21 protein-coding genes are annotated in these 25,129 nt (G+C 72.1%); 12 read left to right on the top strand and 9 right to left on the bottom strand.

Going from position 1 to position 25,129, the window contains the following annotated elements; all coding sequences use genetic code 11:
* Window positions 1-79 precede the first annotated feature (79 nt).
* The 8 genes from OHU34_RS34170 to OHU34_RS34135 all read left to right on the top strand — a co-directional run bounded on the left by OHU34_RS34170 (window position 80) and on the right by OHU34_RS34135 (window position 12,005).
* On the top strand, window positions 80-1,780 hold the full coding sequence (locus OHU34_RS34170; RefSeq protein WP_405769980.1) for a peroxidase family protein: 1,701 nt from the start codon (window positions 80-82) through the stop codon (window positions 1,778-1,780).
* Between the two features lie 83 nt (window positions 1,781-1,863).
* Window positions 1,864-2,571 (top strand): L,D-transpeptidase, encoded by a 708-nt coding sequence (locus OHU34_RS34165; RefSeq protein WP_142269423.1) that lies wholly within the window; start codon window positions 1,864-1,866, stop codon window positions 2,569-2,571.
* Between the two features lie 69 nt (window positions 2,572-2,640).
* Window positions 2,641-7,581, top strand: a complete 4,941-nt coding sequence (locus OHU34_RS34160; RefSeq protein WP_405769978.1) for a caspase family protein — start codon at window positions 2,641-2,643, stop codon at window positions 7,579-7,581.
* Entirely contained in the window at window positions 7,574-7,960 is a 387-nt protein-coding gene (locus tag OHU34_RS34155; protein WP_405769976.1) for a hypothetical protein, read from the top strand. The genes OHU34_RS34160 and OHU34_RS34155 overlap by 8 nt, the downstream gene beginning before the upstream one ends.
* A complete protein-coding gene (locus OHU34_RS34150; RefSeq protein WP_142269426.1) occupies window positions 7,957-8,562 on the top strand; it encodes a hypothetical protein in 606 nt (201 codons plus the stop codon). The genes OHU34_RS34155 and OHU34_RS34150 overlap by 4 nt, the downstream gene beginning before the upstream one ends.
* A gap of 125 nt (window positions 8,563-8,687) precedes the next feature.
* On the top strand, window positions 8,688-10,070 hold the full coding sequence (locus OHU34_RS34145; protein ID WP_020128765.1) for a ferric reductase-like transmembrane domain-containing protein: 1,383 nt from the start codon (window positions 8,688-8,690) through the stop codon (window positions 10,068-10,070).
* Between the two features lie 56 nt (window positions 10,071-10,126).
* Window positions 10,127-11,212 (top strand): FMN-binding protein, encoded by a 1,086-nt coding sequence (locus OHU34_RS34140; RefSeq protein ID WP_142269427.1) that lies wholly within the window; start codon window positions 10,127-10,129, stop codon window positions 11,210-11,212.
* On the top strand, window positions 11,205-12,005 hold the full coding sequence (locus OHU34_RS34135) for an FAD:protein FMN transferase (RefSeq protein ID WP_230196428.1): 801 nt from the start codon (window positions 11,205-11,207) through the stop codon (window positions 12,003-12,005). The genes OHU34_RS34140 and OHU34_RS34135 overlap by 8 nt, the downstream gene beginning before the upstream one ends.
* A 355-nt stretch (window positions 12,006-12,360) precedes the next feature.
* On the opposite strand, the gene OHU34_RS34130 is transcribed toward OHU34_RS34135, so the two are convergent.
* From OHU34_RS34130 to argC, 5 genes are read right to left on the bottom strand one after another with little or no spacing between them, the layout of a single operon-like run.
* On the bottom strand, window positions 12,361-12,906 hold the full coding sequence (locus OHU34_RS34130; protein WP_020132361.1) for an arginine repressor: 546 nt from the start codon (window positions 12,904-12,906) through the stop codon (window positions 12,361-12,363).
* 30 nt (window positions 12,907-12,936) lie between these two features.
* Window positions 12,937-14,124, bottom strand: a complete 1,188-nt coding sequence (locus OHU34_RS34125) for an acetylornithine transaminase (RefSeq protein ID WP_230196427.1) — start codon at window positions 14,122-14,124, stop codon at window positions 12,937-12,939.
* Window positions 14,121-15,074 carry an acetylglutamate kinase gene (argB, locus tag OHU34_RS34120; RefSeq protein ID WP_142269429.1) on the bottom strand — a complete coding sequence of 318 codons (954 nt, stop codon included), beginning with the start codon at window positions 15,072-15,074 and terminating at the stop codon, window positions 14,121-14,123. Before argB ends, OHU34_RS34125 begins: the two co-directional genes overlap by 4 nt.
* Window positions 15,071-16,222 (bottom strand): bifunctional glutamate N-acetyltransferase/amino-acid acetyltransferase ArgJ, encoded by a 1,152-nt coding sequence (gene argJ / locus OHU34_RS34115; protein WP_142269430.1) that lies wholly within the window; start codon window positions 16,220-16,222, stop codon window positions 15,071-15,073. Before argJ ends, argB begins: the two co-directional genes overlap by 4 nt.
* Complete coding sequence (gene argC / locus OHU34_RS34110; protein ID WP_405769970.1) at window positions 16,219-17,247, bottom strand: N-acetyl-gamma-glutamyl-phosphate reductase; 1,029 nt, start codon at window positions 17,245-17,247, stop codon at window positions 16,219-16,221. The genes argJ and argC overlap by 4 nt, the downstream gene beginning before the upstream one ends.
* A gap of 126 nt (window positions 17,248-17,373) precedes the next feature.
* Between argC and OHU34_RS34105 the strand changes: the two genes are divergently transcribed.
* Window positions 17,374-18,036, top strand: coding sequence for a hypothetical protein (locus tag OHU34_RS34105; protein ID WP_142269432.1), 663 nt, complete (start codon window positions 17,374-17,376; stop codon window positions 18,034-18,036).
* Window positions 18,037-18,093: 57 nt separating this feature from the next.
* On the opposite strand, the gene OHU34_RS34100 is transcribed toward OHU34_RS34105, so the two are convergent.
* A complete protein-coding gene (locus OHU34_RS34100) occupies window positions 18,094-20,586 on the bottom strand; it encodes an alpha-L-arabinofuranosidase C-terminal domain-containing protein (RefSeq protein WP_405769968.1) in 2,493 nt (830 codons plus the stop codon).
* 136 nt (window positions 20,587-20,722) lie between these two features.
* Between OHU34_RS34100 and OHU34_RS34095 the strand changes: the two genes are divergently transcribed.
* The gene (locus OHU34_RS34095) at window positions 20,723-21,178 is read left to right on the top strand and encodes a DUF6314 family protein (protein ID WP_405769965.1); all 456 of its coding nucleotides are present in this window, start codon (window positions 20,723-20,725) and stop codon (window positions 21,176-21,178) included.
* Here the strand turns inward: OHU34_RS34095 and OHU34_RS34090 are convergent.
* The 3 genes from OHU34_RS34090 to OHU34_RS34080 form a co-directional block, all read right to left on the bottom strand.
* Window positions 21,160-21,753, bottom strand: coding sequence for a histidine phosphatase family protein (locus OHU34_RS34090; RefSeq protein ID WP_142269435.1), 594 nt, complete (start codon window positions 21,751-21,753; stop codon window positions 21,160-21,162). The genes OHU34_RS34095 and OHU34_RS34090 overlap by 19 nt on opposite strands.
* Window positions 21,754-21,953: 200 nt before the next feature.
* Window positions 21,954-22,406: a GNAT family N-acetyltransferase gene (locus OHU34_RS34085; protein ID WP_405772456.1), complete on the bottom strand. Its 453-nt coding sequence runs from the start codon at window positions 22,404-22,406 to the stop codon at window positions 21,954-21,956.
* Between the two features lie 36 nt (window positions 22,407-22,442).
* Window positions 22,443-23,900 carry a PLP-dependent aminotransferase family protein gene (locus OHU34_RS34080; protein ID WP_142269436.1) on the bottom strand — a complete coding sequence of 486 codons (1,458 nt, stop codon included), beginning with the start codon at window positions 23,898-23,900 and terminating at the stop codon, window positions 22,443-22,445.
* Between OHU34_RS34080 and OHU34_RS34075 the strand changes: the two genes are divergently transcribed.
* Together OHU34_RS34075 and OHU34_RS34070 are read left to right on the top strand one after the other, a co-directional pair.
* Window positions 23,899-24,885 carry a DMT family transporter gene (locus OHU34_RS34075; RefSeq protein WP_142269437.1) on the top strand — a complete coding sequence of 329 codons (987 nt, stop codon included), beginning with the start codon at window positions 23,899-23,901 and terminating at the stop codon, window positions 24,883-24,885. The genes OHU34_RS34080 and OHU34_RS34075 overlap by 2 nt on opposite strands.
* Before the next feature lie 43 nt (window positions 24,886-24,928).
* The gene (locus OHU34_RS34070; protein ID WP_142269438.1) at window positions 24,929-25,129 is read left to right on the top strand and encodes a DUF1918 domain-containing protein; all 201 of its coding nucleotides are present in this window, start codon (window positions 24,929-24,931) and stop codon (window positions 25,127-25,129) included.

Below are 25,129 nucleotides of genomic sequence, written 5' to 3'. Positions count from 1 at the left end.
TCCCCCTTCCGCCGCACTCGTCCCCTAGCGTGGCTCACGCCCGCGCGCTCTCGCGCCGGCGCGACCACATGGGGGAAACATGTTCCGACCCGCACGCGAACCACAGAGCAAACGCCATGTCCGCTCCTCGTTCTACGTCATCGGCGAGGGCATCCTCGCCGAGTCCCGGGACGGCGGTCCGGTGGAGCCGCTGGCCGCCTCCACCGTGGCGGACCTGCGCAAGTTCCGCTTCTCCCGGCTGGGCCCCCGCTCCCGGCCGGCCCAGCAGCTCGACCGGAACGCCCGCACCGAGCTGGCCAGGGCGATGACGGACCCCGAGCGGGACCACCCCGACCAGCCGGGGGTCCCGTCGGGGTTCACCTATCTCGGCCAGTTCGTGGACCACGACCTCACCCTGGACGCCACCGCGGTGCGTCTGGAGGACGAGATCACGGTGCGCCAGCTCCTCCAGGGCCGCTCCCCGGCCCTCGACCTCGACTCCCTCTACGGCCTCGGGCCCGCCCACCGCTTCGACCGCCGGTTCTACGAGGACGACGGCCTCCGGCTGAAGTCCGGCACGACCCAGGGCATACCGAACGACCCCTCCGTCGTGGGCCGGCCCCTCACCGGGTTCGACCTGCCCCGGCAGGGCACGGGCTCGCTGATGTCCGAACGGCGCCGGGCGCTGATCCCGGACCCGCGCAACGACGAGAACCTGGTCGTCGCCCAGGTCCACGCCGCCTTCATCCGGTTCCACAACCGGGTGGTGGCCGACCTGGTCGGCAAGGGCGTGTCGAGCGCGGTCCTCTTCGAGTCGGCACGCGAGACGGTCGTCAAGCACTACCAGTGGATGCTGCGACACGACTTCCTGCGCAGGATCGTCGACCCCGAGATCGTCGAGGACGTGTTCGACAACGGCCGCCGGGTGTTCGAGCCCTCGCCGGGCGAACACGACCTGCCGACCATGCCGATCGAGTTCTCCGTGGCCGCCTACCGGCTGGGACACAGCATGGTCCGGGGCCGCTACAACTGGAACCGCGTCTTCGACCAGGGCCGGGGCACGCTGGAGCTGCTGTTCCGGTTCAGCGGCACCAGTGGCACCCTGTCGCCGCCTCCCGCCGACCCGGCGGACCCGGAGTCGGGAGACTTCGAGCGTCTGCCCACCAACTGGATCGCCGACTTCCGCCGGCTGTTCGCCTTCCAGGAGGCGGTGCCGGACCGGACCGACCTCCTCGTGCCCGAGGCGCAGTTCAACCTCGCCAAGCGGATCGACACCCTGCTGGTCGACCCGCTCGCCGACCTGCCGCTCGGCTCCTTCGGCGGACGCGGCCGGCCGGAGCCCCCGCGGGAGGAGCTGAACCTCGCCTTCCGCAACCTCACCCGGGCCTCGATGCTGCGGCTCGCCACGGGACAGCAGCTGGTCGAGCACTTCATCGACCGCAAGGTCGACGTGGAACCGCTGACCGCGGCCGACTTCGCGCAGGGCGGCGGCGCGCAGCTCTCCGGCGAGCTCGCGGAAACGGTCGCCAGGCACACCCCGCTGTGGTTCTACGTCCTGCGGGAGGCCGAGGTGCGGGGCGACGGCAGGCTGACCGGCGTCGGCGGCCGCCTCGTCGCCGAGGTGTTCCACCGGGCCATCGAGGGCAGCCGGCACTCCATCGTGCGCGACCCGTTCTGGCGTCCGTTCCTCAGCCCGGTCGAGGAGCGCAACTCCCAGGACGTCTTCGAGATGACCGACCTGCTGCTCTACGCCTTCGAAGGACGGGCCGACCAGCTCAACCCGCTGGGTCCGGTGACCTGAGCGGCCGGTGCGGGTGGGCCGGCACCCCGCACGGTCGGCCCACCCGGCCTGCCGGTGCCGCCACCCGCGCTTAGCGTCTGATCATGCGCCCTCGTGTCGTCGCCACCGCCCTCGTCTGCGCGTCCCTCGGCCTGCTCGGTGCCGCTCCGGGCACCGGGGCCGCTCCGCCGCTGCCCGCGCGGATGGCGGACACGGGCGGCGGCACCCAGCTGATCACCGCCGTGGCCCCACGGGCCGGTGCCACCTCGGGCACGCTCACCTGGTGGGACCTCAGGAACGGCCGGTGGGTACCCGCCGGTTCCACGCCGGCCCGGTTCGGCGCGAGGGGCCTGGTCGAGGGCGCCTCGCGCCGACAGGGCACGAACACGACACCGACGGGCCTGTACGGCCTCCCCTACGCCTTCGGCATCCGGCCGGCGCCGCCCGGGACGTCGTACGCCTACCGCCCGGTGCGCCAGGACTCCTGGTGGTGCCAGGACAACAAGTCCCGTGCCTACAACCGGTGGACCGAGCCGCGCCCCGCGGACTGCCGCGCGGCCGAGTCCGAGCACCTGGTCACCTACCGCACCCAGTACGCGCACGCGCTGGTCATCGGCTTCAACTACGGCAGTCCGGTGCGGGGCCGCGGGGCGGGGATCTTCCTGCACGTCAACGGGCGCGGGGCGACCGCCGGTTGTGTGTCGGTCCCGACGGGGGCGATGCGGCGGCTGCTGACCTGGGCCCGACCCGGGAAGCGACCGCACATCGCGATCGGCACGACGGACGGGCGGACGGCGATCACCCGGTATTGAGCCTGCGGGCCCCCTCCGTCGGTGTGTGGTGCCATCATGTTCTCCTGCTCGGGGGAGGAGAACGGGGACATGGAACCGGCACGCAGGGCCCTGCTGATCGGCATCGGCGACACACCCGCGGTCACCGCCCTGGAGCCGCTGACCGAACCGGTCGAGGCCGACCTGCGGCTGCTGAGTACCGCGCTCAAGGCCTCGGGCTACCAGGTGGACACCCTCCACGACGCCGGCCGCAGCCAGATCAGGTCGACGATCTACGAGGTGGCGCGGGACTGCCCGCCGGGCGGGACCCTCCTTCTCTACTTCACCGGGCACGGCCTGCGGGTCAACCGCACCGACTACCTCGTACCCGCGGACGTCGTGCCCCCTGCCGACGGGAACTGGCGGGAGCCCTACCTGGATTCGCTGCTGCCCGTCAACATCAACCCGCTGCTCGGCGACTGCGCCGCGGGGACCGTGCTGTGGTTCATCGACGCCTGCCGTACGGACACCGCGAGCGACGGGGAGGCGTTCGCCAACCGCGTCGACACGGGCCCGCCGAACGGCGGCTTCGCCGTCATGGCCGGCTGTTCGGCCGGTGAGCGCAGCGGCTACACGAGCGAGGGAAGCTTCTTCGCCCGCGGTCTGGCCGACGCCCTGGGGCCGCTCACACCCGCCCGCACCGTCGAGGAGGTGCTCGCCGCCGCATGCGCGAGAACCACCGAGACGGCCTGGCGCCACCGGCTGACCCAGGCCCCCTGGTTCCACTACGGCGGCCACGCCGAGGACGAGACGAGGAAGACGGAGATCTGCGAGGGCCGTCCGCTCCTCGAAGCCTGGCTGGACGCGGCTCGCACCACCCCGTTGTGGCAGCACGTGGCTCCCGGGACGACGGCGGACGTGGACGAACTGCGGGACGCGCTGAGCGGGTTCGTGGAGCGGTGCGCGCGCACGGTCCATCTGGCCCAGCGCCGCATGCCGTACCCGGACCCGTGGACCGACGACGCCTTCCCCGTCAGACTGCTGTGCGACCGGCTGCCCCTGCTGCTCCCCGACGGCGCGACGCTCTCCCCCGTCGAGGTGGTCACCCTGGTCGCCGCTCCGTTCCTGCACGAGGTGGCCTGGGCCGAGCGGCTCAGCCAGGCGGCGGAGATCGATCCGGACAGGCTCGAACGGCGTACGCCCGCGGACGCCCATCGGCGGCACTACGAGCAGATCCTCGAACAGTACGGGCGCGTGGCGCGCAAACTGGCCGACTGCCAGGCCCGCGGACGCACGCAGGACACCGCGGCCGTCGCGATGTGGCTGGTGCACCGCTGGATCGCGGACCGCTTCCAGACCGACGACGAGGTCGTGCCCGCGCAGCCGGCCGAGGAACTTGCCGCCCGCCTGGGTGTCGCCGACGGCCGCGTGCAGGATCTCGCGGAGCTGCTGCGGGCGGCGGCATCCGCCGTGGGTCCGGACGAACCCTTCGACGAACTGTCCGCCTGGGCACCGCGCAAGGTGCTCCTTCCCGGCGGACACCAGCAGCTGCGCATCCGCCCGCTGGCGGCGCTCCTCCGCCTCGCCGCGGCCATGGCGCTGGACGTCCGTGACCTTCCGGACATCGTGGCCGAGCACCTGGCCGTCTCCGACCCGGTGCTGCCGCAGCAGATGGCGGCCATCGCCCGAGAGCTGAGCTGGCACCGCGACGGCACCGCCCTGCATCTGGACGCGCCCTGCCCTCATCAGGCGGTACACGCCGCGCTCCTGGAGACCGTCGAGACCGCCGATCAACTGGCCGCCCGGGTCGGGGACATGGCCGAGGGCATGCGGGAGTCCGAGGCCGGACTGCTGGCCGCCGTGCCCGGCCGCGTCACCGACCGCGATCTGCGGCCGCAACGAAGCGGAGGGCAACCGGCGTACGAAGTCCCCCTCCTGCGCTTCCATCTCGCCCAGACCGAGGTGCGGGACCTGCTGATGGGCGAGCAACTCTACGGCGGGGAACCGCAGTTGGCGCTGCGGGAGCTGTACCAGAACGCCATGGACGCCTGCCGCTACCGTGCGATGCGCTGGAAGTACCTGGAGAGCACCGGCCGTCGGCCGGCCGGCTGGACCGGACGGATCGTCTTCACCCAGGGCCGGGACGAGCGCGGCCGGTACGTGGAGTGCCGGGACAACGGTGTGGGCATGAGCGCCGAGCTGCTCAAACAGACCTTCACACGGGCCGGCAGCCGCTTCGAGCGGTCCGCGTCGTTCCGCAAGGAGCAGTCGCGGTGGCTGCGCCACGACCCGTCCCTGCGGCTGTACCCCAACAGCCGTTTCGGCATCGGCGTGTTCAGCTACTTCATGCTGGCCGACGAGATGACCATCGTGACCCGGCAGGTCAGTGCGGACGGCATCCCGGCGGAGCACGCGTTCCGCGTCGAGATCCCCAGCAGCGGCAGTCTCTTCCGCATCCAGCAGCACGACGGCTCCGACGACGGCGTCGCCGAGGGCGGCACCCGCGTGCGGCTGTACCTGCGGGACGACACGAGGAACCGGCGGCTGTCCTGCGTGACGGTGCTCCGGGAGCTGGTCCGGGTCAGCGAGTTCCCGCTGGAGGCGCGGGAGGGCACGGGACACGAACACGTCTGGGAGCCGGGAGTGCTCCAGCCCGCTCTCGGTACCGGCCCCACCGACGCCCTGGAGGCGGTTCCGGGGGCGTTGTGGTGGGTGAACGGGCCGGGCGCGATCCTGTGCGACGGCATCGTGACGGATCAGGCGCCGTTCGGCCATGTGGTCAACCTGAAGGGGCCGCACGCGGGGAAACTCAGCGTGAGCCGGAAGGAGTTGCAGGACTTCGACGCGCAGTGGGTCGAGACGCTGTGGCGGCAGGGAGCGGCGGAGCTCACGTCATGGCCCGTGCTGTCCCTGGCCTGGCTGGGGCAGCTCGACGAGCACAGCATGGCCGCCGCGCGGGTGCTCGACGCGCAGTGGCGGGGAAAGGGCGTTCACGTCCAGGACTGGGACGGCGAACGCGTGGACCTCGACCGGGTGGGCTGGTTCCATCTGGACCAGCACATTCCCACCGGCGACATTCGCCTGGGGGGCCGCCAGGACCTGTGCGTGCCCTGGCGGGGCGTGGTCCTCGGGCTGCCCCGCAACAACCGTCACGCACCGGGGCCCTTGGATGTCGCCGGGTACCCGGTCGCCGCCGCCGGTGACGCCGACCTGGTGCGTACCTCACTGGATTCCTGGCGCGACGTGGTGGCCCACGCGGCGACCTACGCGATGACCATCGAGGAGGTGCAGCGTCGGCGCAGGGCGTTGCGGGTCGTGCACCGCCGCTACGCGCCGCGGCCCCGCGGAGCCGAGCCGATGGAGTGGGTGCCCGATGACGGCGACCGTGCCCTGGTGACGGCCCTGACGACCGACGACACAGCGGGAGTGACGGACGGCGACGGTTCCCGCCACTGGGGTGGCCTGATGCTGGCGTCGGTACAGCTCTCGGCATCGTTGGGCGAGCTCGGCGAGCGGCTCGCCCGCTTCGCTCCCTTGCTGCCGTCCCCCCCTCCGGAGGTGCCACCGGCCTTCCAGGACCATGTCTGCACCCAGGACGACCTGCTGAGCGTCTTCCACCGCTCGCCCCGGTCCCATGCCAGGACCCCCTGGGCGCTGGCCGACGAGCCCCTGCTCGTCTGCGACGTCGCCGAGCGGTCCGGACGACCGGTGGCGGAGGTGCTGCAGCGGCTGGACGACTTCTCCTGGCTGGGCTGGACCGCTCCGACGGGCGAGGCGGTGGCCCCGTGGGCTCTCCTCGCCGACGACGAGACCCTCGACGAAGTGGTCCGTCTCTTCACCAGGAGGCTTCCCGAGGGTGATCGCGAGCTGCTCTGGGCGGCGACCGTGGACTACGCCGAGAGCCGGGAGACATCTCTCGCGGAAGCCGAGCGACGACTCGCACGGGAAGCCGAGAAGCTCGGCCTGCGGTACGAGCGCCGATACGCGCGGGACGCCCGGGCGGGCCGGGTCGAGCCGTCCCTGGACGCGGCGATGCTGGTCCGGCGCCTGCAGTCCCTGGACCGCACCCTGGAGGAGGGGCTGGATCTGGAATCACTGTCCATAGCCGCCGCCACCTCGGACCGCGAGTGGAGCCCGTCCGCCGCGGTCGCGGACCTGCGCGCGGCCGGGGTCCGGGTCCCGCAGAACATCAGACTCGTCGCCGACTGGAGCCGTCTTCCGCTGCGCGACCGCTACATCCTTTCGGGCAAGGAGCCCTCCCTGGACGAAGAGGACCACCCCGCTGCGGAGATCACCTTCGGCGCCCTCTTCTACTCGGCGGACCGCCTCAACGAGACACTGCGCGAGGTGTGGACGACGGCGCACACCTACGCGGAGCGGTACGGACTGACCATGCCGCCGTTGCCCGAGGCCCTCGTCGACCAGCGCGCCGACGGCATGATCAACGCGCTCGTCGACTACCCCATGGACGAGCGCACCGGCTCCACCGGTACCGCCCGGTGGACCCGGCTCACCCCCGTGGGCCTGGCCGCCTACGCTCGCCGGCTCGCGTCCGACCCGGCCGCCGCCTACGAGCGCCTGCTCCCGCTGCGCTCGATCGGGGCTCTCGTTCCCGAACTCCCGGCGGACGCGCTGGCGGCGCTGCGGAGCCTCGTGCCCGACGAGCACGACATCGTCGCACTGGGGCACGACCACCGGGTGACGGGCGAGGACGCCCCCTACTGCGCTCTCGACCTGCTGAGCATCGCCGGTCGGCTGGGCGAGCCGCTCACCCGCACCGCCGAGCGCATCGCCCCGTACCTGCCGCTGTGCGCGGAGCCGCGGCCGCTTCCTCCCGTGCCCGAGGTCCTCCCGCTCTGGCAGGACCTGGCCCTGCTCACCGAGAACCTGGACGGCATGCTGCCCGCGCTGGAAGGGCGGGTGAGCCGGAGTCACATCGGCCGTGCCGCCGCGGCCACGGGCGAGAGCGAGGAGTGGATCGTGGAACGACTTCGTCTGTACGCGACGATGTTCGGCCTGGTCGTCGACGAGAACGGGGACGAGGGTGAGTGAGGCGCCCCGGATCGACCACGATCACGGCACGCCGTACCGGGAGACCTACATGGGAGTCGTCGGCGACGTCTTCGTCCGCCGGGCCGCCGAGGGCGGGCCGGGACTGCGGATCGAGGGGACCTGTCCGCGCTGCCGAGGGGGCACCGTCTCGGAGTACCCGTACGGGCTGGCCGGCACCGGCACCGGCACCAAGGAGCTCTTCCCCCGGTGGCGGCGCACGGAACCGGCGCCCGCGCAGAGCGAGGAGGCCGCGCTGCTGCACGAGGTGCACTACTGCGAGTGCGGCCACCCCCATCCCGAACTGCCCGCCGATGTGCCGTTCGTGGGCTGCGGGGCGAGCTGGCGGGTGGCGGCGCTGAGCACGGCGGACGGCCGGTGAGCGCCCAGTCGGACCGGCGCTGGGCGCAGCTCGCCCGGGAGCTGGAGTTCAGCCAGCTCCCGGAGCTGAGGCGGCAGGCCGAGGGGTGGCGGGCGGGGCTCACCGGGCTCGCGGCGCTGGTCGCCGTCCTCGTGACGCTCAAGGGGCGGGACGACCTCGACCAGGTTCCCGACGCGGCGCGGGAGACCGCCGGTGCCCTGGTGGGGCTGGCCTTCCTGCTGCTGGTGGCCGGCTCGGTCCTGGCGGTGCGTGCCGCCCACGGCAGTCCCGGTGAGCAGGTGCTGCTGGCCGGGCAGGCACTGCGCGACTGGACCCGGCGGGAGATCGTGCGGGTGACGCGTGCGCTGCGGTGGGCCGCCGTGTGCTGTGTGTCCGGGGTGGCGCTGGTGACCGCCGCCGTGGTCGTCGTCTGGACCACGACGGGTGCGCCGGACGACCATCTGGTCCGGGTCGTGACGACGGGTGGGGAACGCTGCGGGGAGCTGCTGGGCTCGGGGCCGGACGGTGTGGTGCTGCGTACGGAGGGCGAGAAGAGGACCGTACTGCCCGCCCGTACGGTGACGTCGTTGGTTCCGGTGTCCGCGTGCACGTCCTCCGGGTGACCTGCCGGCGGCGCCGAGCGCAGGACACCGGTGGTCGCGTCCGGTGACGGTCTGCGTGGTTCGCTGAACACTCCGCCTCCTCGGCCCGTATCTGAGGGCCAAGGGTCCGTATCCACGGAGGAACAGTGACCACGACGATCGCCGGCGGCCGTGCCGCCCGCCGCCAGACGATGCGCCGCATCCGCCCGCGCCGCTCCCCGGCCGTCCCGTTGCTGCTCGCCGTATGGGCGGGCGCGGCGGGTGTGCTGTGGCTGTGGTGGGCCAACACGCCGAACATCGCGGACGACAACAGCAAGATCCTCAACGCGGGACGGATCACCGGGCTGCTCGCCGGGTACCTGATGGCGCTCGTGGTGCTGCAGATGGCACGGGTGCCCGCGCTCGAGCGGCGGGTGGGCTCGGACCGGGTCGCTCGCTGGCACGCGATGAGCGGCCGGTACACGCTCTGCCTGGTCTTCGCGCATGTGTTCCTGATCATGTGGGGATACGCGCTCCAGGCCGGCAAGACGCTGGGGGACATCGTCCAGCAGACGATCGACTCCATCAACCAGCTGCCGGACATGGGCAAGGCGGCGATCGGCACCGGTCTGTTCCTGCTCATCGGGCTGGTGTCGATCGGACCGGTGCGCCGCCGGATGCCGTACGACACCTGGTACCACATCCATCTGATGACGTACGCGGCCGTGTTCCTGACGTTCTGGCACCAGATCACCACCGGGAACGACTTCGCGATCGAGCCGACCGCGAAGACCGTCTGGTACGCGCTGTACGGCTCGGTCACCGCGCTGGTCGTCTGGTACCGCGTCATCGTCCCGGTCCGGCTGAACCTGCGGCACCGGCTGCGCGTCGAGGCGGTCATCGAGGAGACGCCGGGCATCGTGTCGGTGCTGATCGGCGGACGCAAGCTGCACCGGATGGGCGCGGAGGCCGGGCAGTTCTTCCGGTGGCGGTTCATGGCGCCGGGGATGCGGTTCAGCTCCCACCCGTACTCGCTGTCGGCGGCCCCCCGCCCGGACCTCCTGCGGATCACCGTCAAGGCGATCGGCGACCACAGTGCGGCGCTGCGTGAGCTGCAGCCCGGCACCAAGGTGTGGGCCGAGGGTCCGTACGGTGCGATGACGGCGTCCCGGCGCAGCCGCGGCAAGGTGCTGCTGGTGGCCGGCGGGGTCGGCATCACGCCGATGCGGGCCCTGTTCGAGACGCTGCCGGGCGCGGCCGGTGACATCACCCTTCTCTACCGGGCCAACAGCACTCAGGACCTGGCGTTGTGGGACGAGCTGGCGAAGATCGCCGACGAGCGCGGGGCGCGGCTGATGTACGCCGTCAACAGCCCCGACGGGGAACGTCCCGACATCTCGGCGGAGTCCCTCCAGCGCAAGATCCCCGACATCGACAGCCACGACGTCTTCATGTGCGGACCCAACGGCTTCGCCCAAGGGGTGTACGAGGCGCTACGCGGCGCCGGGGTTCCCGCCCGCCGCATCCACCACGAGTCGTTCGAGATGTGAGCGACCCGTACGCACGGGAACCTCGCCACCAACGGGAATCAGGAGCTCAGGAAGCGATGAGGAAGAGCCACCCTCTTCGGCGCGTCGTACTCGCCACCGCCGCCACCGTGTCCGGGATCGTGCTGCTGCTGTCGCTGAAGCCGTCGTCCGACCCGGGCGCCGCCCAGGCGGCGGGCGCGGGCGCGGCGGCGCAGGGAGCGGCGCAGGGCGGGTCCGGGGCGGTCGTGTCGGGGACGATGACCGGTGACGCGGCGCAGACGCAGTACGGGGCCGTGCAGGTCCGGATCACCGTCGTCAACAACAAGATCACCAAGGCCGAGGCGGTCCAGGCGCCCAAGGGCGGCACCAGCGACCAGAAGACCGCGCTGGCCGTCCCCAAGCTCAACGCCGACGTGGTCGCCAAGCAGAGCCCGGACATCGACACGGTCTCGGGCGCCACGTACACCAGCGAGGGCTACAAGAAGTCCCTGCAGTCGGCGATCGACAAGGCGAACGCGAGCGCCGGCTCCGGGGCTTCCCAGGGCTCCGGCAGCGCGCAGGCGTCCGGCACCTTCACCGGGGACGCGGTCCAGACGCAGTACGGCGCCGTCCAGGTCCGGATCACGGTCGCCGGCGGGAAGATCACCAAGGCGGAGGCCGTCCAGGCCCCCAAGGGCGGCACCAGCGACCAGAAGACCGAGCTCGCCGTCCCGAAGCTCAACGCGGCCGCGGTCGCGGCGGGCAGCGCCGACATCGACACCGTCTCCAGCGCGACGTACACCAGCGAGGGCTACAAGAAGTCCCTCCAGTCGGCCCTGGACAAGGCGAAGGCGACGGCGGGTTCGTCGTCCGGGTCCGGCGAGGCGGGGGCCTCTTCGGGGGCCGCGCAGGCCAAGACCGTCACCGGCAGCGTCGCGCAGACGCAGTACGGCGCCGTCCAGGTCCGGATCACGGTCGCCGGCGGGAAGATCACCAAGGCGGAGGCCGTCCAGGCCCCCAAGGGCGGCACCAGCGACCAGAAGACCGAGCTGGCCATCCCGAAGCTCAACGCGGCCGCGGTCGCGGCCGGCAGCGCCGACATCGACACCGTCTCCAGCGCGACCTTCACCAGCGAGGGCTACAAGAAGTCCCTGCAGTCCGCGCTGGACCAGGCCGGTGGCTGACACCGTGGCCGAGTCGGCGCCGGCCCCCGCCGTGCTGCGTCACGCCGAAGAGGTGATGGGGACCGTTTTCTCCTTCGACGTCCGCGGCGGGGAACCCGAGGCGGTGCGGGCGGCGCTGGAGGAGGCGATCGCCTCACTGCACCGGGTGAACGAGGTGTTCAGCACCTACCGCGAGGACAGCCAGGTCTCCCGGCTGGTACGCGGTGAGCTGACCGTCGAGCAGTGCGATCCGGAAGTGGCCGAGGTGCTGGAGCTGGGCGCCGAGGCGGAGCGGGTGAGCGACGGCTGGTTCAGCATGCGTTACCAGGGCCGGCTCGACCCGACCGGCATCGTGAAGGGCTGGGCCGCCGAGCGCGCCGCCCGGCTGGTCGCGGCGGCGGGCGTGAGCGGGGTGAGTGTCAACGGCGGCGGGGACGTGCAGTTGCTCGGTGTCCCCGGGCCCGAGCGGCCGTGGCGGGTCGGGGTGTCCGACCCGCTGCGCCCGGGTGGTCTCGCCGCGGTGGTCTCGGCGGCGGGAGCGGACGAACTGGCCGTCGCGACCTCCGGTACGGCGGAGCGGGGCGCCCACATCGTGGATCCGCGAACGGGCCGCTCCGCGGTGACCGACCTGGTCGCCGTGACGGTGGTGACACCGCAGCTGACCTGGGCGGACTGCTGGGCCACGGCCGCGTTCGCGATGGGCTCGCGGGAGGCGCTGGGCTGGCTGGAGTCCCTGCCCGACGTGGAGGCACTGCTGATCACGGCGGGCGACGAGGTGCGCTGCACGGGAGGCCTGGCCGGTCGACTCGGCTGAGCCGTGCTCCGCCGGCTGGGCCGAGCCATGGCCGGCCTGGGCGGGTGGCGCAGCCCCGCGCTGACCGACGGCCGCCGCGCCCCGCGGACGGCACACGGGTGGCCACAGGCGGCCCGGGTGACGACAGGCGACACGAGCCACGCAGGCGACACGGATCGGCGCGGTGACGAGGGCGACCGAGCTGAGACGGCGCCGGTACTTCCCCAAGGGCCCGGGACCGTGTCGATTTGCGGCTCCGCCGCGTGGCGCGACCGGTCCCCGCTCGCCGCCGACAGTCGGTGGACAACCCGAGGAACCCCTCATCGGGCCGTTCAGCGGCCGCCCGACGACCGTCCAGTGGCCGGCCGGCGGCCGTTCAGTGGCCGTTCTGGGCGAGCCGCAACAGATGGTCCGCCAGCGCCTGTCCGCCCGTCGGCTCCCTGCTGATCAGCAGCAACGTGTCGTCGCCCGCGATCGTCCCGAGGATGTCCTGCAGCTCGGCCTGGTCGATCGCCGAGGCGAGGAACTGGGCCGCGCCCGGCGGGGTGCGCAGCACCACGAGGTTGGCGGACGCCTCCGCGGAGATCAGCAGCTCCTGCGACAGCCGCCGCATCCGCTCTTCCTTCGCCGACTCCCCCAGCGGTGCCCGGGGGGTCCGGAAGCCTCCCTCGCTGGGCACCGCGTAGATCAGGTCGCCGTCGTTGTTGCGGATCTTCACCGCGTTGAGCTCGTCCAGGTCCCGCGACAGCGTCGCCTGGGTGACGCTCAGCCCGTCGTCGGCCAGCAGCTTCGCCAACTGGCTCTGCGACCGCACCGGTTGCCGGTTGAGGATGTCCACGATCCGGCGGTGACGCGCGGTGCGGGTCTGCGGCACGGCGGGCCCGCCCGCGCCCGGCTGCTCATGTTCCTGCGCCTGACTCATCGTCGTCTCAATCTCCGGTTCTCCGGATCGTCACTCTCCGCTCGCCGCGGCTGCGTCGAGGATTCCGGGCAGCGCCCCGAGGAACGCCTCCACCTCGTCGTCGCCGAGGTTCAGCGGCGGCATCAGCCGGACGACGTCGGGGGCGGGCACGTTCACCAGGAATCCGGCCTCCTGAGCCACCGCCCGCACCTGGGGCGCGCGGGGCTCGGTGAGCACGATACCCAGGAGCAGGCCCGCTCCCCGGACATAATCGATCAACGAGTGGCCCGCACCCTCGATTCCGGTCCGCAACTTCTCGCTCTGCCGCTTGACGTTCTCCAGCAACCCTTCGTTCTCGATGGTGTCGAGAACGGCGAGTCCGGCGGCGCAGGCGACCGGGTTGCCGCCGAAGGTGGTGCCGTGGTGGCCGGGCTGCAGCAGCTCGGCGGCCCGACCGAAGGCGATCGTCGCGCCCAGCGGCAGTCCGCCGCCGAGGCCCTTGGCCAGCGTCACGACGTCCGGCAGGACGCCCTCGTGGGCCTGGTACTCGAACCAGTGCCCGGTCCGGCCGATGCCGGTCTGCACCTCGTCGAGGACCAGCAGCGCGCCGGTCGCGGCGGTGATCGCGCGGGCGGCCTTGAGGTAACCGGCGGGCGGCACCACGACACCCAGTTCGCCCTGGATCGGCTCCAGGACGACGAGCGCCGTCTCCTCCGTGACCGCGGCGGCCAGCGCCTGCGCGTCGCCGAACGGGACATGGGTGACCTCGCCGGGCAGCGGCAGGAACGGGTCCCGCTTGCCGGGCTGGCCGGTGAGCGCGAGCGCGCCCATGGTCCGGCCGTGGAAGGCGCCCTCGGTGGCGACGACGTGGGTCCGTCCGGTCAGCCGGCCGATCTTGAAGGCGGCCTCGTTGGCCTCGGCGCCCGAATTGCAGAAGAAGACCCTGCCGTCCCGGCCGAAGTGCTGGAGCAGCCGTTCGGCGAGCGTGACGGTCGGCTCGGACATGAAGAAGTTGGAGATGTGGCCGAGGGAGCCGATCTGCCGGCTCACGGCCTCGACGACGGCCGGGTGGGCGTGACCGAGCGCGTTGACGGCGATGCCGCCGACGAAGTCGAGGTACTCCTTGCCGTCGGCGTCCCAGACCCGGCTGCCCGCGCCGCGTACGAGGGGCAGCAGCGGGGTGCCGTAGTTGTTCATGAGCGCGCTCTGCCACCGCGCGGTCAGTTCCTCGTTGCTCATGACGGCTCCCCCTGTGCGTCCGGCTGTGCGGCCGGCTCTGCGTGCGGCTCTGCGTGCGGCTTCTCGTCGGGCACGACCATGGTGCCGATGCCCTCGTCGGTGAAGATCTCCAGCAGGATCGAGTGCTGGACCCGCCCGTCGATGACGCGGGCGGTGTTCACGCCGCCCCGCACGGCGTGCAGACAGCCCTCCATCTTCGGGACCATCCCGGAGCTCAGCTCCGGCAGCAGCTTCTCCAGTTGGGAAGCGGTGAGGCGGCTGATCACCTCGTCGCTGTTCGGCCAGTCCTCGTAGAGGCCCTCGACGTCCGTGAGGACCATGAGGGTTTCGGCGCCAAGTGCCGCAGCGAGTGCCGCAGCCGCCGTATCAGCATTGACGTTGTAGACATGTCCGTCGTCCTGGGAGCGGGCGATCGACGAGACGACCGGGATGCGGCCGTCGGCGAGCAGCGCCTCGATGGCGCCCGTGTCGATCGCGGTGATCTCGCCGACCCGCCCGATGTCGACCAACTCGCCGTCGATCTCGGGCTGGTGCTTGGTGGCGGTGATGGTGTGCGCGTCCTCGCCGGTCAACCCGACGGCGAGCGGCCCGTGTTGGTTCAGCAGCCCGACCAGCTCGCGCTGGACCTGTCCGGCGAGCACCATCCGTACGACGTCCATGGCGTCCTCGGTGGTGACCCGCAGGCCGGCCTTGAACTCGCTGACGATGCCGTGCTTGTCGAGGGCGGCGCTGATCTGCGGGCCGCCGCCGTGCACGACGACGACATGCAGGCCGGCGTGGCGCAGGAAGACGACGTCCTGGGCGAAGGCGGCCTTCAGGTCCTCGTCGATCATGGCGTTGCCGCCGAACTTGATGACGACGGTCCTGCCGTTGTGCCGGGTCAGCCAGGGCAGCGCCTCGATGAGGATCTGGGCCTTGGGCAGGGCGGTGTGCTTACGCGTAGTGCTCATGACGAGTACGCGCTGTTCTCGTGGACGTAGTCGGCGGTGAGGTCGTTGGTCCAGATGGTGGCCGTCTCGGAGCCGGCGGCGAGGTCGGCGACGATGTGCACCTCGCGGTAGCGCATGTCCACCTTCTCGCGGTCCTCTCCGACGCCGCCGTTCTTGCAGACCCAGACGCCGTTGATGGCGACGTTGAGCCGGTCGGCCTCGAAGACGGCCCCGGTCGTGCCGATCGCGGAGAGCACCCGGCCCCAGTTGGGGTCCTCGCCGTGGATCGCGCACTTGAGGAGGTTGTTGCGGGCGATGGAGCGGCCCACCTCGACGGCGTCGTCCTCGCTCGCCGCGTTGACGACCTCGACCTTGATGTCCTTGCTGGCGCCCTCGGCGTCCCGGATCAGCTGCTGGCCCAGGTCGTCGCAGACGGTCCGTACGGCGGCGGCGAACTCCTCGTATCCCGGGGTGACTTCGGACGCGCCGGAGGCGAGCAGCAGCACGGTGTCGTTGGTCGACATACAGCCGTCGGAGTCGACGCGGTCGAAGGTGACCTTGGTGGCGGCGCGCAGCGCCTTGTCCAGGGTCTCGCTGTCGAGGTCGGCGTCGGTGGTGAGGACGACCAGCATGGTGGCGAGGCCGGGGGCGAGCATGCCCGCGCCCTTGGCCATGCCGCCGACGGTCCAGCCGTCCCGCGCGACGACGGACGTCTTGTGGACGGTGTCGGTGGTCTTGATGGCGATGGCGGCCTTCTCGCCGCCGTGTTCGGACAGTTGACCGACGGCGGTGTCCACCCCGGGCAGCAGCTTGTCCATCGGGAGCAGGACGCCGATGAGTCCGGTGGAGGCGACGGCGACCTCACCCGCGCCCAGACCCAGCGCCTCGGCGACCTTCTCGGCGGTCGCGTGCGTGTCCTGGAAGCCCTTCGGCCCCGTGCAGGCGTTGGCGCCGCCGGAGTTGAGGATCACGGCGGACACCTGGCCGCTCTTGAGGACCTGCTCGGACCACAGCACCGGCGCGGCCTTCACACGGTTCGAGGTGAAGACGCCGGCGGCCGCGCGGCGGGGCCCGTCGTTGACCACGAGGGCCAGGTCCGGGTTGCCGTTCTGCTTGATCCCGGCGGCGATGCCCGCCGCCGTGAATCCCTTGGCTGCCGTGACGCTCACGGTGCGACTCCGATCGTGGAAAGCCCGGTGGTCTCGTCGAGCCCGAGGGCGATGTTCATGCTCTGGAGGGCGCCGCCCGCGGTGCCCTTGGTCAGGTTGTCGATGGCGCTGATGGCGATGATCCGGCCCACGGCCGCGTCGTACGCGACCTGCACCTGAACGGCGTTGGAACCGTGGATGGACGCCGTGGCGGGCCACTGCCCCTCGGGGAGCAGGTGCACGAACGGCTCGTCGGCGAAGGCCTTCTCGTAGGCGGCGCGGACGGAGTCGGCGGTGACGCCGGGCTTCGCCTTGGCGCTGCACGTGGCGAGGATGCCGCGGGACATCGGCACGAGGGTGGGCGTGAAGGAGACGGAGACCCGCTCCCCGGCCGCCGCGCTCAGGTTCTGGATCATCTCGGGTGTGTGCCGGTGGACGCCGCCGACGCCGTACGGGGAGACGGAGCCCATGACCTCGGATCCCAACAGGTGCGTCTTGGGTGACTTGCCGGCGCCCGAGGTGCCGGAGGCGGCGACGATCACGGCCTCCTGCTCGGCGAGGCCCGCCGCGTACGCCGGGAAGAGCGCGAGCGAGACGGCCGTGGGATAGCAGCCCGGGACCGCGACGCGCCTGGACCCCGTGAGCGCCGCGCGGCCGCCGGGCAGTTCGGGCAGGCCGTAGGGCCAGGTCCCGGCGTGCGCGGAACCGTAGAACCGCTCCCAGTCGGCCGCGTCCGTCAGCCGGAAGTCTGCGCCCATGTCGACGACGAGCACCTCCGGGCCGAGCTGCTCGGCGACGGCGGCGGACTGGCCGTGCGGCAGGGCGAGGAAGACGACGTCGTGTCCGGCGAGCACCTCGGGGGTGGTCTCCTGGAGGACGCGGTCGGCCAGCGGCAGCAGGTGCGGCTGGAGCGCGCCCAGCCGCTGGCCCGCGTTGGAATTGCCGGTGAGGGCGCCGATCTCGACCTCGGGGTGCGTGAGGAGCAGACGCAGCAGCTCTCCGCCCGCGTACCCGCTCGCTCCGGCCACCGCCGCACGTACCACCATGACTCCTCCTCCTGGATGGCATGACTATACGTTTCCATGCACGTTTATGCAATCCATGCAGGGGCAGGGCCCGCAGCGATCTTTGCCCGGGCCGCGGGGCTGCGTAACCTCGACCCGGTGATCGCCATGACACCGATAACCAGCCTGGACCTGACCGGCTTCACCGAGCGTGAGCCGGGGGTGTGGACCGACGAGGCGGGGCTCGTCCTGTCGGTCCACTTCTTCCCGCTGATCCCGGACCTGCCCGCCCCGCTGCACGAGCCGCAACGGCTCGGGGCAGGGCTCACGCAGCTCGTGGCGGGGGCCGGTGGCGGGCTGATCGAGGCGGTGCCCGGCTCCGTGGACGGCGTCCCGGCGGTGCGCCAGCTGGTCAAGATGCCGCTGGGCAGCCGGCCCGGGCAGGCGTTCCTCGGCTCCTGGACCGTGCCGAGGGCCGGGTCCAGCACGGTCGTGAAGGTGCAGGCCGCGGAGGGCGCCACGACCGGGATGCGGGAGGCCGTGATCATGGCGCAGGTGGGTCCGGCCGAGTACTTCCGGCCCCACCCCTACGCGGACGGACAGCCGGGCGGTCTGCCGTACCACGTCGGCGACCACGAGCAGTGGGACCCCCGGTTTCCCGACCATCCGCTCACCCTCGTACGCGCCGCCCTGCACCGGATCACGCCCACGATCACCTTCGACGACCGTTTCAAGGCCCTGCCGCCGTTCGGCGGGCCGGGCACCCCGCAGTCGCTGCCCCACCTGCCGCCGCCCAGGCGCGGCTGGTTCCGGCGCCGCAAGGACGCCTGAGCGGCACGGGAGGTCCGGCGGGTGCGGGCCTGCGTCGCCCGCGCCCGCCGGGCTCCGCTACCGCTGCCTGATCCGCAGGAAGGTGATCGAGTTCGCCGGGAAGGTGTAGCTGAACTCGCCCGCCACCCCGGTGAAGGTGGAGGTCACCGGTGCGACCGCGGTCGCGGCCTCCGTGTTGACCGCGTCCGGCGCGGCGGCCAGCGTGGTCACCTTCGCCTTGGCCCCGACCTTGACCCCACCGAGGTCGATCGCCGTACGGGCGTCCGTGGACTGGGCGTTGACGACCTTGACGATCAGATCGCCGGTCTTCTTGTCCAGGGTGACGACCTGCCGGAACGGCTCGGCCGGCTTGTCGTCGGTGAAGCTGCCCCACTCCTGGCCGTCGAGGTAGAGGGTGACCTGGCGGCCCCGCACCTTGACGTCGATGTCATAGGCGCGGCCCGTCTCGACGGAGCCGGCCTTGGAGACCAGCGTCGACTTGCCGCCGTCCACGGCCTGCTCGACAGCGGACTGGGTGTTGTTCCAGCCGCCGAGGTTCCACCAGTAGTAGTTGCCGGTGTCCTTGACGCCGAAGGCGACCAGGAAGCCCTCCTTGCCGGACGTCTTGGTGGCCTTCACGTGCAGGTCGTAGTCGTGCCAGCCGGCGTCACCGGCCGAGACCATGGTGTTCTCGGCGGCGGTGTCGGTCTGTACGTACTGCCCGTCCTGGAGCGACCAGCTGCCGCCGCCCGTGTGCGTCCACTTCGAGGCGTCGCCGGAGAAGTCGTCGCTCAGCAGCGCGTCGCCGTCCGCGTCGGTCACCCGCACGTCGTCGTACGCCGCGCCGGTCGCCCAGGTCGACAGACCGACGGCGCCGGTGATGGGGCCCTGGAGGGACGGGGTCCCGGTGGCCGTCGACGGCACCACCCGGTCGCCGACATTCGTCATGAACAGCTTCTGGACCTCGTAGTTGGCCGAGTTCCAGGAGGCGTGGTTGTTGAACCACACCATGTCCGGACTCCACTGCACATAGTCCTCGTTCGCGAACAGCGGCGCGTAGGAGGCGAGCTCGACGACGTCCGCGTTGCGCTCGAGGCCGGTCATGAAGGCCGCCTCGGCCAGCCCGTTCTTGAAGGCGTTGCCCCAGGAGGCGTACTCGCCGAGGAACACCTTGGGGCCGCTGCGGTCGTAGGTGTCGTAGCGGTCGTTGTTCTGCAGGAACCACTGCGGGCTGTTGTAGTAGTGCTCGTCGACCATCGCGACGTCCGCGTCCCGGTTCAGCTGCCAGGCCGTGTCGAAGGTCGAACCGGCGTCGTCGGGACCGGAGTTGGAGATGACGGTGATGTCGGGGTACTTCGCCTCGATCGCGGTACGGAACTGCTCGAAGCGGGCGAAGAACTCGGCGGGCAGGTTCTCCTCGTTGCCGACCTCGAGGTGGGTGAGACGGAAGGGCTTGGGGTGGCCCATCCGGGCGCGCTTCCTGCCCCAGGTGGAGGTGACCGGGCCGTTGGCGAACTCGATGAGGTCCAGGGTGTCCTGGATGTGGCGCTTCAGCAGCGCGTCGTCGACGACGGCCTTGTTCTGGCCGCAGCCGGTCACCAGGGCCGGCACGACGGGCAGCGGCATCGCGCCGATGTCCTCGGCGAAGCGGAAGTACTCGTAGTAGCCGAGGCCGTAACTCTGGTTGTAACCCCAGAAGTTGGAGTTGGTGGCGCGTTCCTCGACGGGACCGACGGTGTCCTTCCACTGGTAGGAACGGGCGCGCTGCCAGCCGGAGGCCTCGCTGTAGTCCTGCATGGAGCCGGTGTTGACCAGGCAGCCGCCGGGGAAGCGCACGAAGCCCGGGTCGAGGGCGGCGATCTTCTCGGCGAGGTCCTTGCGCAGGCCGTTGGGCTCGTTCCGGTACGTGTCACGGGGGAACAGGGACACCATGTCGAGAGCGGCCGCGGCCGAGGAGGCGACCGACAGGCGGCCGTCACTGCTGGTCCGGGTGGCGGTGAAGGCCGCCCGGTACCGGACCCAGCCGCCGCGCACGGCGACCTTGCGTGCCGTGGCCAGCGCGCCGTCGGCGTCCTGGAGGCTCACGGTGAGCGTGCTGCCGCTCTCGGCGCGGGCCCACACCGAGAAGTCGTACCTCTTGCCCTGCTCGACCCGGACGCCGGTGTTGTAGCCGGCGTTGGTCACGGAGGAACCGGCGCCCAGGGAGAGGTAGTTGCGGTTGCGGTCGTTGAGTCGGCCGGCGTCGTCCAGGACCTGCGCGGTGCCGTCGACCGTCCAGGAGGTCAGCGGGGTGTACGACCGGTTGTCGACGGTGGAGTACTCGAAGGACCGGTTCTGCACGAGTTCGGCGTACAGGCCGCCGTCGGCCGCCCGGTTGATGTCCTCGAAGAAGACGCCGTACATCGTGTCGTCGATCTTCGCGCCCTTGGCGGTGGGGTCGACGGTGATGGCGTAGTCGGTCACGGCCTCGGCGTGCGCCGGCACGGGGACGAGGGCCGTGGCCGTCAGGAGGGCGGTGGCGGTGGCGGTGAGGCCCAGTCTCCAGCGGGTGCGGGTGGTGCTGCGTGGCATGAATACTCCGCGGCTCGGTAAGGCGAGTTGTTCGAAATATCAGACGATGATCAGCACTTCGAACGGCAAGATAGGGAGGGGACCTGGACGCGTCAATGGGGCGTGCGGCAGCGAAAGTGTCGGAAGCGAGGAACGCATGGACGAGTTCCGGCCAGTGCCGGACGCCCTGGCCTACCTCCGGGGAAGCTGGCGGGTCACCCGGTCGGTACGGGACCGGGCGAGCGGCGCCGAGGGCCGCTTCGACGGGGTCACGGTGTTCGCAGCACTGGACGAGGGCGGGGGCGAGGGCGGGCTGCTGCACCGGGAGTCCGGCACGTTCGTCTGGCTCGGGGTCCCCCGGCCCGCCAAGCGCACCCTGCGTTTTCTGCCGGGGCCGACGCCCGGCACGGCGGACGTGCGGTTCGCCGACGGCCGCCCCTTCCACGACCTGGACCTGACGACCGGACGGCACATCGCCGACCACCCCTGCTCCGCCGACCTCTACCGGGGCGAGTTCACCGTCCGCGACGCGGACCACTGGCGGACGGTCTGGCGCGTGGCGGGCCCCGCCAAGGACCTGTCGCTCACCACCGACTACGCGCGCGTGGGCTGAGCCGAGGCCCCTTCGAGGCGGAGGTTCCAGCGGCCGGCCCGGCCGGTGACGGTGGTCGTCGACAACGGACGCACATCGATGTTCCAGTACGTCGCGGGGGGCGCCTTGAGCGCGTACACCAGGGCCGCGCGGATCACGCTCGGCTCGGCCACGGCGACGATCCGGCCGCCGTCGCCCACCGGCCGGGTGTCGAGCCAGCCGGCGACGCGGGTGATGAACGCGAACAGCGACTCACCGCCGTGCGGGGTGGCGAGCGGATCGGCGAGCCATGCGTCCACGGCCTCCGGCTCGCGGGCCATCGCCTCGCCCAGCGTGAAGCCGCGCCAGCGGCCCATGTCGCAGTCCCGCAGGGCGAGCTGCACCAGCGGGGCGTAGCCGAGCGCGTCCCCGGTGGCGCGGCTGCGCGGGGTCGGTGAGCAGTAGCGCAGCTCGGCGGCCGCCAGCGGCAGCAGAGCGTCGGCCACCTGCAACACCTCAGCCCAGCCGTCCTGGTCCAGCGGCCGGTCGTCCTCGAAGCGTTCCGCGAGCAGCGAGGAGCTGCGAGCGGCGGCGACGAACGTGACCCGAAGTGGCATGCGGTGATGGTGAGCCGCGTAAGTGCGCAGGTCAAGAGCTGTCGGCCGACGATCGGAAGAAAACTTACCGATGGGTCAGGACCTGCCGGACAAGTCCCCAGAAAACAGTGCCCCCTACACGATGTCCCGATCGCGACGTCCCCGTCCCGCCGACCCGGACCCGCCGATCGGCTCCTGCCGGCCCGCCCACGCCGACCCCGTCACGCCGGCCCGGGCTTTGCGAAGATCAGCGCCATCCACTGGTCCGGCTTCTCCAGGGCCTCGAAGCCGACCTGCCGGTAGACCCCGTGCGCGTCGTGCGTGGCGAGCAGGATGCGACGCAGCCCGTGCCCCCGCAGGTGGTCGCGGACGGCGGCGACGAGAGCCGTCCCGAGACCCTTGCCGCGCGCCGCCGGGTCCACGTACACGTCGCACAGCCACGCGAACTCCGCGAGGTCGGTCACGACCCGCACGTAGGCGACCTGCTCCCCCGACACGGTGTCGTAGACGCCGAAGTTCAGCGAACCGGCGATCGCCCGCTCCTGCCTCTCCCGCTCGCGTCCGAGCGCCCAGTACGCGTCCGTGGACAGCCAGTGGTGCACACGCGCGACATCGATGCGGGCGGAGTCGGCGGAGATCTCGTAGCCCTCGGCGAGGGGCGGAACGGCGTTCATGGCATTCATTGCGGGATCCTCACAGGACGGCGTTCATCATGTCGAACGCTTTCCGGGGAACACCTCGTCGCACGCCAGCCGCAGCCGTCGCACCCCCTCCGCGATCTCCTCCGTCCCGGCGACGGCGGCGAAGCTCAACCGCACATGGGCGGCCGGGGGTTCGGCGCTGAAGTAGGGGCGGCCGGGAGTGAGGGCGACCCCCGCGCGCAGGGCGGCGGCCGTGAACGCGCTCTCTCCCCGGGTGCCCTCGGGCAACCGCAGCCACAGGTGGTAGCCGCCGGACGGGATGTGCGGGAGGGCCAGTTCGGGCAGCCGCAGCCGCAGCGCGGCGGTCATCGCGTCCCGCCTGACCCGCAACTCGGTGGCGACAGTGCGCAGATGACGTGGCCAGGCGGGCGAGCCGACGAGTTCGAGGGCCGCTTCCTGGAGCGGGCGGGGCACGAAGAAGGTGTCGACGACCTGAATGGCGCGCAGGCGTTCCAGTACCGGGCCGCGGGCGGCCAGCGCGCTGACCCGGAAGCTCGGCGAGGTCGCCTTGGTGAGCGAGCCGACGTGCACGACGACGCCGTCGGGGTCGTCGGCGGCGAGCGGGCGCGGAAGCTGCCCGGCGTCCTCGTGCGCGAGCCGCCGCACGAAGTCGTCCTCGACGACGAAGGCGCCGGCCTCCCGCGCGATGCGCAGCACCTGCGCGCGCCGGTCGGGGGCGAGGACGGCGCCGGTCGGGTTCTGGAACAGCGGCTGGCAGACGAACACCCGGGCGCCGGTCGCCCGGAACGCGTCGGCGAGCAGCTCGGGCCTGACCCCGTCCGGGTCGACCGGGACCGGTACGGGGCGCAGACCCGCCGCCCTGGCGATCGCGAGCATGCCCGGGTAGGTGGGCGACTCGACGAGCACCGGGGCCCCGGGCGGGGCGAGGGCACGCAGGGCGGTGGTGAGCGATGTCTGGCCACCGGCGCTGACCAGCACCTCGGCCGCGGTGAGGGAGCCGCCGATGGTCCGCGCGAACCACTCGCGCAGTTCGGGCAGCCCCTCCATGGGCGGCCTGCCCCATGCGCCCGGCCGCCGCCCGGCCCGGGCCAGGGCCGCGGCCATCGCCCGCTCCGGCTGGAGCGAGGGATGCAGATAGCCGCCGTTGAACTCGATCACGCCGGGCGGCGGGGCGGCGAGCGAGACGGTGACGCCGGAGGCGTCCACCGAGCGCGGGACGAGGTCGGCGGCGCCGTCCGCGCTCAGCGCGACCTCCTGCCAGGAGGTGTCGCCCGCGGGGGCGGCGCTCGCCCGCGCCGGCCGGGCCCGGAAGGCGCCCGCACCGGGCCGGGTGACCACCAGCCCCTCGGAGGCCAGCTGCGCCAGCGCCCGCGAGACGGTCACCGGGCTCACCCTGAACCGTTCGACCAGGGCCCGGCTCGACGGGAGCTTTCCACCGGGAGAGTAGCGGTCGAACTCCCGACGCAGCTGATCCGCCAGCTCACCCACACTGCTACGCTCTTGCATGACGACACAGAGTAGCGCTACTGACGGGCCGGCGATAGCGGTCAGCACCCGGGCCGACACCACGTCCGGCACCCGGGCCGACGCCCCGGTCGACCCGCCCGCGGGACCGCCCGCCGGCGCTCCGCAGGCGAGCGGCCTCGGTACTCTGCTGGCCGCCCTCGGTGTCGTCGCCTTCTCCCTGACCTTCCCCGCGACCGCCTGGGGCCTGGAGGGGTTCGGCCCCTGGTCCCTGGTCGCCGTGCGGAGCGTCCTGGCCGCGCTGATCGCGGGCGGTTGCCTGCTGGCCCTGCGCGTGCCGCTGCCCGCCCGGCGGCACTGGGCGGGACTCGCCGTCGTGGCCGCCGGGGTCGTCGTCGGCTTCCCGCTGCTCACCACGCTCGCGCTGCGGACGTCGACCACCGCGCACGCCGCCGTCGTGGTCGGCCTGCTGCCGCTCACGACCGCGCTGCTGTCCGCCCTGCGCATGGGGACCCGCCCCTCCCGCACCTTCTGGGCGGCCGCGCTGGCGGGGGCCGCCGCGGTGGTGGCGTTCACCGTGCAGCAGAGCGGCGGGGCCCTGACCACCGCCGATCTGTATCTGTTCGGGGCACTGCTGGTGTGCGCGGCCGGCTACACCGAGGGCGGCCGACTGGCCCGGGTCATGCCGGGCTGGCAGGTCATCGGCTGGGCGCTGGTGTTCTGCCTGCCGCTCACGGTGTTCGGCGCCGCGCTCGCCCTGTCCCATGAGGCCGTCCACCTGACCGCGCACAGCGTGGCCGGGCTGCTCTGGGTCGCTGCGGGCTCGCAGTTCGTCGGCCTGCTCGTCTGGTACCGGGGCATGGCGCTCATCGGCGTTCCGAAGGCCAGCCAGTTGCAGTTGGCGCAGCCCCTGCTCACACTGGTGTGGTCGGTACTGCTGCTGGGCGAGCACCTCACGCCCGCCGCTCCGCTGACGGCCGCCGCCGTGCTCGTGTGCATCGCCGTCACGCAGCGGGCGCGCGGTTAGCCACGGCAGACGTACCGTCGCACCCGGTGAGGAGGCTCCGCAGATGCGCGCAACCAAGGGCGACCAGTTCGTCCAGCACGGCAGGGTGGTCGGCCAGCACGACAAGGTCGGCGAGATCGTCGAAGTCATGGGCCAGGGAGGAAATCCCCCGTACCGCGTCCGCTTCACGGACGGGCATGAGGGCGTGTGCTCGCCCGGCCCCGACACCGAGATCCGTCACAGGACGGCCGAGGAACAGCGGTAG

This window comes from Streptomyces sp. NBC_00080, from assembly GCF_045041255.1.
Lineage (GTDB): Bacteria > Actinomycetota > Actinomycetes > Streptomycetales > Streptomycetaceae > Streptomyces > Streptomyces coriariae.
The sequence above is the reverse complement of the archived record's forward strand: the minus strand, read 5'-3'. Positions and strand labels throughout refer to the sequence as shown.

Coding starts and splice junctions, on each gene's coding strand:
- OHU34_RS34090 (WP_142269435.1), bottom strand. CDS start 21,753: ATGCCACTTCGGGTCACGTTCGTCGCCGCCGCTCGCAGCTCCTCGCTG.
- OHU34_RS34125 (WP_230196427.1), bottom strand. CDS start 14,124: ATGAGCAACGAGGAACTGACCGCGCGGTGGCAGAGCGCGCTCATGAAC.
- OHU34_RS34130 (WP_020132361.1), bottom strand. CDS start 12,906: ATGAGTCAGGCGCAGGAACATGAGCAGCCGGGCGCGGGCGGGCCCGCC.
- OHU34_RS34080 (WP_142269436.1), bottom strand. CDS start 23,900: ATGCAAGAGCGTAGCAGTGTGGGTGAGCTGGCGGATCAGCTGCGTCGG.
- OHU34_RS34100 (WP_405769968.1), bottom strand. CDS start 20,586: ATGCCACGCAGCACCACCCGCACCCGCTGGAGACTGGGCCTCACCGCC.
- OHU34_RS34170 (WP_405769980.1), top strand. CDS start 80: ATGTTCCGACCCGCACGCGAACCACAGAGCAAACGCCATGTCCGCTCC.
- OHU34_RS34160 (WP_405769978.1), top strand. CDS start 2,641: ATGGAACCGGCACGCAGGGCCCTGCTGATCGGCATCGGCGACACACCC.
- OHU34_RS34075 (WP_142269437.1), top strand. CDS start 23,899: ATGACGACACAGAGTAGCGCTACTGACGGGCCGGCGATAGCGGTCAGC.
- OHU34_RS34085 (WP_405772456.1), bottom strand. CDS start 22,406: ATGAACGCCGTTCCGCCCCTCGCCGAGGGCTACGAGATCTCCGCCGAC.
- argB (WP_142269429.1), bottom strand. CDS start 15,074: ATGAGCACTACGCGTAAGCACACCGCCCTGCCCAAGGCCCAGATCCTC.
- OHU34_RS34105 (WP_142269432.1), top strand. CDS start 17,374: ATGACACCGATAACCAGCCTGGACCTGACCGGCTTCACCGAGCGTGAG.
- OHU34_RS34140 (WP_142269427.1), top strand. CDS start 10,127: ATGAGGAAGAGCCACCCTCTTCGGCGCGTCGTACTCGCCACCGCCGCC.
- OHU34_RS34095 (WP_405769965.1), top strand. CDS start 20,723: ATGGACGAGTTCCGGCCAGTGCCGGACGCCCTGGCCTACCTCCGGGGA.
- OHU34_RS34070 (WP_142269438.1), top strand. CDS start 24,929: ATGCGCGCAACCAAGGGCGACCAGTTCGTCCAGCACGGCAGGGTGGTC.
- argC (WP_405769970.1), bottom strand. CDS start 17,247: ATGGTGGTACGTGCGGCGGTGGCCGGAGCGAGCGGGTACGCGGGCGGA.
- OHU34_RS34165 (WP_142269423.1), top strand. CDS start 1,864: ATGCGCCCTCGTGTCGTCGCCACCGCCCTCGTCTGCGCGTCCCTCGGC.